Origin of the sequence: Thermoactinomyces sp. DSM 45892, from assembly GCF_900107305.1 — a bacterium.
Classification (GTDB): Bacteria; Bacillota; Bacilli; order Thermoactinomycetales; family Thermoactinomycetaceae; genus Baia.
In genome coordinates this window covers 151763-159472 of the sequence record NZ_FNPL01000007.1, presented here as the reverse complement: position 1 = coordinate 159472, position 7710 = coordinate 151763, and the positions used below count along the sequence as shown (strand labels likewise).

The 7710-nt window shown below is 35.8% G+C and carries 7 protein-coding genes and 1 tRNA gene; 1 reads left to right on the top strand and 7 read right to left on the bottom strand.

The window, feature by feature from the left end; all coding sequences use genetic code 11:
- Window positions 1–426: 426 nt before the first annotated feature.
- The 4 genes from BLU58_RS07630 to BLU58_RS07615 all read right to left on the bottom strand — a co-directional run bounded on the left by BLU58_RS07630 (window position 427) and on the right by BLU58_RS07615 (window position 2610).
- Window positions 427–1335 carry a tyrosine-type recombinase/integrase gene (locus tag BLU58_RS07630; RefSeq protein WP_093291626.1) on the bottom strand — a complete coding sequence of 303 codons (909 nt, stop codon included), beginning with the start codon at window positions 1333–1335 and terminating at the stop codon, window positions 427–429.
- Between the two features lie 92 nt (window positions 1336–1427).
- A tRNA-Ser gene (locus BLU58_RS07625) sits at window positions 1428–1502 on the bottom strand.
- Window positions 1503–1792: 290 nt separating this feature from the next.
- On the bottom strand, window positions 1793–2176 hold the full coding sequence (locus tag BLU58_RS07620) for a hypothetical protein (RefSeq protein WP_093291625.1): 384 nt from the start codon (window positions 2174–2176) through the stop codon (window positions 1793–1795).
- A gap of 128 nt (window positions 2177–2304) precedes the next feature.
- Window positions 2305–2610 (bottom strand): hypothetical protein, encoded by a 306-nt coding sequence (locus tag BLU58_RS07615; protein ID WP_093291624.1) that lies wholly within the window; start codon window positions 2608–2610, stop codon window positions 2305–2307.
- Window positions 2611–3105: 495 nt separating this feature from the next.
- Here BLU58_RS07615 and BLU58_RS07610 point away from each other — a divergent pair, with 495 nt between their 5' ends.
- Window positions 3106–4452, top strand: a complete 1347-nt coding sequence (locus BLU58_RS07610) for a helix-turn-helix domain-containing protein (RefSeq protein ID WP_093291623.1) — start codon at window positions 3106–3108, stop codon at window positions 4450–4452.
- 317 nt (window positions 4453–4769) lie between these two features.
- Here the strand turns inward: BLU58_RS07610 and BLU58_RS07605 are convergent, their stop codons facing one another.
- From BLU58_RS07605 to BLU58_RS07595, 3 genes are read right to left on the bottom strand one after another with little or no spacing between them, the layout of a single operon-like run.
- Window positions 4770–5276, bottom strand: a complete 507-nt coding sequence (locus BLU58_RS07605; protein ID WP_093291622.1) for a stage II sporulation protein M — start codon at window positions 5274–5276, stop codon at window positions 4770–4772.
- Window positions 5273–5977, bottom strand: coding sequence for an ABC transporter ATP-binding protein (locus BLU58_RS07600; protein WP_093291621.1), 705 nt, complete (start codon window positions 5975–5977; stop codon window positions 5273–5275). The genes BLU58_RS07605 and BLU58_RS07600 overlap by 4 nt, the downstream gene beginning before the upstream one ends.
- A complete protein-coding gene (locus BLU58_RS07595) occupies window positions 5974–7698 on the bottom strand; it encodes a hypothetical protein (protein WP_176786556.1) in 1725 nt (574 codons plus the stop codon). The genes BLU58_RS07600 and BLU58_RS07595 overlap by 4 nt, the downstream gene beginning before the upstream one ends.
- Window positions 7699–7710: the final 12 nt, after the last annotated feature.

The window sequence follows — 7710 nt, the reverse complement described above, 5'->3', positions numbered from 1 at the left end:
CTTGGTTTTCTGGTCATAATCGTTCCCTCGTTTCTCCTGTTGAAACAAGTTTACCTGACCTTATTTTTTCTGTCTAACTTACTGTAGCCTATCCAGAAATAAAAATCTTCTCTTGTACATGGGAAACAAGAATATTCATCTATGTTCATAATACCGCAAACATATCTTGAATTGAAACACAAATACCTCCCTCAAAAAGACAGGAGGTGCGTAATTATAGATCACAATTGTTATAATGCGATAATTCATGTAAGGTTAGAGAGTGATTACGTCCATAATCACTCTCTTTTTATGTCTTTGCTTGCTCCAAGATGATCCTAGCTATCATAGCCAAACTCTCTACAACACTATATACCCAAACTGTGTGCCTTATGTAACACATCATACAAAATTTTGCCACCTACTGTATTTTCTAAAAGAAGTGAATCAAATCAGGTCATTCAAAGGATTGTTTGTATCCAGTGAGTCTTTCAGCTCATGAGCAAAATACCCGATATATAGCTGTGTGACTGTGATTTTAGAATGTCTAGCAAGAAGTTGCACCTCTCTCAAGTTACTACCATTTTTTAATAATTCCTTGATAAAGTAGGCACGTAATGCGTGAGGACTAAAATCCGATTTTATCCCTAGTTTCTTCTTCAGTCTTTTAAAGAAATTTTGTATACCGTTTCGAGAAAAGGGTTCTCCTTTTTCTGTAACAAAAAGAGACAAAGGTACTTTTTCAAACTTTCTTTCTAGAAACAATCTCCAATCTAGTATTTCACGGGCAAGAGCTTCTGATAATGGCACACTTTGCTGTTTTCTCGACTTGCTTTCATTGATTCGGATTAAACTGTCTTGAAAATCGACATCTGCCCATGTTAAGCGTTCAAGTTCTTTAATCCTTAGACCTGTACCAGTCAGGAACAGAATTAGAGCGTAATTCCTTCTAGACGTAAACGTATCATCTCTTCGCCTATTCCGCCTAAGAGTACTTAGAACTAACTTTAGATCATCTGTCGACACAATTTTAGGCTTATGGTCTTCCTTCTGGGCTTTTATATTTTGGGTCAGCATTTCCTTAACAATCCCTTCTTCTACCAACCATTTAGAAAAGGATCGCAACAATTTAAGCTTTGTGTTATGAGTTCCAGCGTTATTTCCCTTCTCAACACAGTCTCTTAAGTACTGTTTGGATAACCTAGGATTCAAGTCCTCCAAATGTTCAATGTTTTGTTTATGTAACCATTGATTCCAATTTTTAAAAAAAGTTTCATAGGCTACAAGTGAATTTCGTTTCAATCCTTCGTACTTTTTGTCTGCCAGAAATTCTTTTTGTATTGATTCGATTAACATAAAAAGACCTCCTAACGAACTTGTTTAGAGTCCATTAGAAGGTCATTATCGCTCATTTGATGGGCTAATAACTGAAATCGTTAAACTGCACGTGGTGGGCAGTACTAGGATCGAACTAGCGACCTCTTCCGTGTCAGGGTAGATTTGGACGTGTTCGGTAGCTTCCCATAATGTAAACAAGCTAATTCTAGTGCGGAATATCAAACTCAATCTTTACCTGAGTTAACATCAGTTAACCTTATTTCACAATAGTGCGTGGTCAAAATGTGGGCATTGTGGGCAAATGGTCAAGTAGATATATAAATGTGGCAAGTTATGAATTCGCTCTATAGAAAGAACAAGCAAGCCCCTGTGATAGCCAGATCTATCAGAGATGGCTATCACAGGGGCTTATAGTGTCAGTATATGCGTGCTGATTTATACTGCTATCGCCATATAAAGAGTTGTAAGTATAGTGTTATGCTACTTGCCCGATAAGCTTAACCAAAGTCAAAGCATCTACATAAGGAAGACCAAGTTTTATAAAGAAAGAAGTAATTTCCTTTTCTCCTAGTAAATCTGCCTTTTCAAAGAAGTCCGCTATTTCATCTGAGTTACTTCTAACAACTTTTCCTGCTTTTGGTGATAGCTTTTCTAGAACTCCATCTAGGTATTTTCCTCCATTACGAAATGCATATGCAATTATTTTCGCTTTCGATCCGTCAAGCTTTAAGTTGTACTGAGCAATTTCAACAAGTTTATCCTGTTGGACATTAGAAGCTTTAGATTCCGATGCTAGTACTTGTGAACTTGCACCTATTATTGAGGTTGCCAAGATTGCTGATAAAAGTATTTTTTTCATTACAATTATGCTCCTGTTCTTCTCATGATTTAAATACATCAAAAGACTATGCCAAACTTGTTAGATAGTTAGATTCTGATGCTTACATCCCTAACACCCCCTTCTGTCTCTTTTGGTCTTAATCTTGCTTACAAATGTGCTTCCTTTAGCTTCTTCCAAAACTCATAATCTTCACTTTCTTCCTTAACCACTCTAAAGATATCTATAATTTGAAGTAGATTCATCCTTCTTACTGGAAGGTAACGGATGATACATTTTGCGCAATGCTTCACTATATCCCCTTCAATCTTTATCCCAATCTTCTGCTCTAATATCCTCACACTAGAACTGCGATATAGCTCGTACAAAAATAATTCAATATCTAACTTAGAACCTGTCACTTCTAATTCCACCATGTCATCATTTCCTTTCGATTTGAGTGGATATTCAATCATAAAATGCATTCTTTTATACAATATAAGTTGTAGGAAACCTATGGACTTAATATTTTTGAGTTATATTTGAAAATCACTTATATCAACATCAATCAACACCTTATAAACGTCTTCTTGGTAATTGATGTACAATAAAGCACAAGTTTCTATCTAGTTAGATAATACTAAAAAGAATAATTAATCGTCTATAGTTCTATAGATAATTGGCACAACAAGCGTTCGACAAAAAATATAGTGCGATCTAGAGAAAAACCTTAATCAAACATTGTAAATTACATCTTAGATCGTAAATATTTTATTTTCAGAAATTAAAACACTATTATATATCCATGCTTTCAGCAAAATACGACGAATATGTATTAATTGAACACTAGAATAATATGTAAGCTGGATGTGTTATAATTTTTTTATACATAATTATTGAATTATTATGCGTTGTATTTTATAATATTTATATATTATTTTAAAAATTCAATTTGAAGAGGAGCTCTTGTCTTGAAGATATATAGAATAGATCCTAAGTTAGATAAGCTTATACAATCTAATCTAAAAGAAATCGGGATGCTAATCCGCAAGTTACGAAACGAAAAGGGATTGCGATTAGTTGATATAGGAGATCTGCAAGCATCAACATCTACTATCAGTAATTTAGAGCGTAGTAAAGGGAATCATAAATCGGAAACAGCAGTCCACCTTTTTGATAAGCTTGGTGTACCAGCAGAAGACATCCCCACCTTCCTTGAAGGCGAATGGGCTAGCACCTATCTAATTGACTTTCAACTACAATCAACAGAAGCATTTTTAAAACTTGGTCAGACAGACAAGGCATTACATGAACTAGAGCAAATCGAAATATATGATTTTCACTATCTTGCCCCTAAGTATTATTATTTGAACGGAAGATGTATGAAAGACAAGAGACAATGGGATCGAGCTGAATATTTTTTTCGCCATGCCATTGATTTGTTAGTTGATGCTATCAAGGACGATAATATTGAAGCTGCATGTTATCTAGAACTCGCTTACAGCAAACACCATAATAATGATTTAGCCGAAGCACTGGATCTCACAAACAAAGGGATTTGTTCTTTTGTTTCTGGAGGTGATAGACAACATAATTTTTATACCTTACTATTAAATAAAGCCATACTTTGTAGCAAATTGAACCTCTATGCAGAAGGTACTTTAGCTTTAAATCAGTTAGAGTCATCTCTAGATCTTATCAAAAACCCCAATACCACTATGAAATACTATTGGTTAAAAGCAGAATATGCAAAAAAACATGGAAATACTGAAGAAGCCATGCTATATGCAGAAAAGGGGCTAGAGTTAGCTGGATTTAGTCATTCGTTTACTATGTTCATGGAGTTTTGGCTCTGGATAGGTGACTGTCTCGCATCACTAGGTAAATTTAGTGAGGCAGAAATTCGTTTTAAAAAAGCACTCGAATTTGAACACAACATGATCGAGACTAGTTCCATAATTTCTGCCAACCTGCGTCTAGGCTCATTATATCTAAAAGAGAAAATGTGGGATAAAGCTGAACCATTTGCTACCACAGCTAGAGAGCTGGCAATGGTACAAAATGATGCACCTAACTTATTTGCTTCCCTAATACTATCTGGTGATATTGAGAATGGCATGAGCAGTAATCATGTTAAAGCCATTCGATACTATGAGCATGCACAGGTAATTGCTCGTAGACACCATTACAAGGAACTCGAAATACAAGCATGGACTCAACTAGCTAAGTGTTGGGAGAATGTCGATCTAGAGCAATTTCAATATTGTGCAGGTCAAGCTTTTAAATTACAGAATTCTGCGATTTTGAAAGGAGATTGACACTGTGAAGAAATCGTTAAGGTTTTTTGTAACTTTGTCTTTTAGTGTAATTGCAGGTATTTCTGCTTTATCTTTCATTATAGTTAGTACACCAATAACTCCTGCCAGCAGTACAGTTAAGACTGCACTATCACCAATGATAGATTTGGAAGGGTCCTAAAGACTTAGTCTTAGGCTATAGCAACTAACCAAGGGCTAACGTTTTTAAACGTTAGCCCTTGGTTAGTTATTATTCAACTCTTTATACTACGTTAGAAAAAATCAAATAGCATTTTCCACAGCACTCTATTTTTTGAACTCCTCACACCCCACCCGATTCATAGTCTTGGCGTTAGAAAGCCCTCTATCAGGCCAGCAATTAGCATAAGAAGAATCGCCCCTCCGAATAATACAAGACAATCAGAACCAACTTTACTTTTTGGATATGTAAATACTTTCGTAATAATCCATTCCGCACTTTTGAATCCAATAGCTCCAGCTAATAATAAGGACGGTATCTCAAAAATTCCGTGCGGAATGGATGATAAACATATATCCCACACAGAAATGCCTTTAGACAAAGCGGACGATATTGCAAAACCAAATATCAGTCCATTTACGGCCAGTAGAATACTTGAAAGAATTCCTAGTGTGAAAAATCCCAACGAAATCATGCAAATAGCACTAATATTATATTGGACTAATTTTAAGAAACCTAATGGTCGATGATCCTCTTGTAATACAGGTATCACATCAGGGTAAAATAGACCAATCAAAAAGCTGACCAGGTAAAGGACACCTGAAATAATAATTACTGTACGGTTTCGAAGAAGAAACGCTTTCATGCTGACTCCTCCATTACCGAAATAACCAAGTCCTCAAAGCTATCGAATGCCCCTAATTGGTCGAGTTCCTGAACTAATTTACCCTCTCCTATGATACCCACACGATCACAGAAATGCTGAGCTACTTCTAAAATATGTGTAGTTACAAGAACTGAGTTCCTCGCCTTCACATATTCCCTCAGGAAATCTTTCATGAATTTTGCACTTGGCGGATCAAACCCTGTTAACGGTTCGTCCAATATTAAAATACGTGGCTTCGTCAATAAAGCAGCTGCTAGAGAAAGTTTTTGTTTCATCCCATGAGAATAAGTAGTGATGAGAGTGTCTCCCCTCTCTGCTAATCTGACAGTGGACAAAACCCCTTCAATTAAACCTTTCTCATTGATTCCCCATAGCCCTGAAATAAAATCTAGATATTCTCTAGCGGTTAAATAGTTGTATAAGAATGGATGATCAGGTACATATCCGATTAATTTTTTATACTCAAGCGGTTGATCTAATAGAGAAAACGCTCCAATCTTAATATCTCCCCTATCAAAACTTAATAAGCCTGAGATAATTTTGAGCAGAGTTGACTTTCCGGCTCCATTTGGCCCTAGCAATCCATATATTTCTCCTTCTTGAATGGAGAGTGACATTCCATCTAATACTCTATATTCTTCATATGACTTATCAATTTGATTGACAGTAAGTAAATTCATCGATATCCCTCCCAATGCCTCGTCCCTTTCCTTTCAAGGAAAATATACATATAACCTAGTAGTAATACTCCGATTAATAGACACCATATTATAGACCCTGAGAACATCATAAAAACAGAGATATGGTTAAAATGATGTAGAGTTGCAAACACACCAATTCCTTGCAAAATGAAAACAAAATAGACACCTGTTAGTATATTTTCTAACGTGACCGAACGGGATGATCTACCAATCTCTGAATAATGTTCCCAGTCAAATCTGGGGTAAACAGCTGTTACTTGGACCTGAGTAGATCCATAAACAATCGATACAATCGTATTTATACTTAAGCCAATAGCTATGGCATATATAGGAAGGGAAAGAGCTAGGGAAAGGACTAATAAAAAGATGGTGCTGGAAAACAGGAGAACTATCACTTGCAATAAGACCTTGGAAATAATCAATTTCTTGGGATCAAAACCTCTTTGCAAGAACAGATTGATATTCGAGCTTTCCGAGTCAATCGAAGTAACTCCTAGTAAACTAGTACCTATTAAAGAACTTAATATACTTGATAAAATAACAAAAGTGATGAGTAGCCCTGTATCACTTACAAAATTTCGGGCTCCATTCATCCCTAGCCCGATGAATAATCCTGATGTTAAAGAAAATAGGTATAAGATTTTTATAATCCGATATCGAAACATTTCACTAATACGAGTTAAACTTTTGATATCTTTGTCAAGTATAAATCGATACTCATTTGGTAGAAAACTTAGTAAACGAAGATAGAACCGATGGAAATAATGGTATCTATTTCCTCCCTTCATCCTTTTAATCTGAAGCATTGGATTAACGGAAATAAATCGGTTTAGCCTACAAAATATAAAAAATGTAATAAACGACACCACTATGCATTGAACAAGCATCATTAGAAAGAAAGGTTTGCCTGCGATAAAAGTACGGATCGCTTCTATAAACCAGTTAGTAGGAACCCAGTTACTTTCTGCAATTCCTCTGATCAGGTAAACAACTCTTGCTTCGCCCATCGATGTACGATCTAGAAACCAAGATACCAAGGGAAAGCTTGCTAGGAACCCAAGAATAGTAAAAAAGACGGAGTTAGAAAAAATACTGATCTGTGTCCATTTCCAACGATGCATGATACGGTAACCTATATAACCAGCTACTCCACTAATTGATGAATAAAATAAGATGTACAGCATGCCCAGTATTGGAAAAACAATGAGGGAAAACCAACCCACCTCACTTGCAAGAACAGAGGTAATACAAAGTGGTAAAATTAGAAACAATAACAACCCGAGTAAGCTGAGTAGACCCTGTGATACAAAGCGATTTACTACAAAAAGAAACGCAGGCACTGGGCTACCACTGATGATTTCATAATCCTCTGGTTGAATCGCACGCTCATATCTTGTTATACATCCAATAAAACCCAGTAAAATATGGATAAGAAGTACAAAACGAATCCAACTCAAAAGGTCTGAGGAGATCCCTTCTGTCAAAAATGCTTTCATAGGGAAATAAATCATGCTCGTAATAGTAGATATAACTGCCACTCCTATACCAATTAGACACACATTCAATCTTCTCTTAGTAATGGAGTTAAGCTCATGGTTATGAGAATATCTGTTAAGTACCCAATAGAAGCGATTATATAGACGCTTTAAGTCAGTACGAAATATTAAAAAGAAAATTTTGATATAACGACTTGTAACCACAGCTCATCTCTC

What these genes read in the sequence shown, in the direction of transcription:
- BLU58_RS07630 (WP_093291626.1), bottom strand. Translation starts at nt 1,335, where the DNA reads ATGTTAATCGAATCAATACAAAAAGAATTTCTGGCAGACAAAAAGTAC.
- BLU58_RS07620 (WP_093291625.1), bottom strand. Translation starts at nt 2,176, where the DNA reads ATGAAAAAAATACTTTTATCAGCAATCTTGGCAACCTCAATAATAGGT.
- BLU58_RS07615 (WP_093291624.1), bottom strand. Translation starts at nt 2,610, where the DNA reads ATGATTGAATATCCACTCAAATCGAAAGGAAATGATGACATGGTGGAA.
- BLU58_RS07605 (WP_093291622.1), bottom strand. Translation starts at nt 5,276, where the DNA reads ATGAAAGCGTTTCTTCTTCGAAACCGTACAGTAATTATTATTTCAGGT.
- BLU58_RS07600 (WP_093291621.1), bottom strand. Translation starts at nt 5,977, where the DNA reads ATGAATTTACTTACTGTCAATCAAATTGATAAGTCATATGAAGAATAT.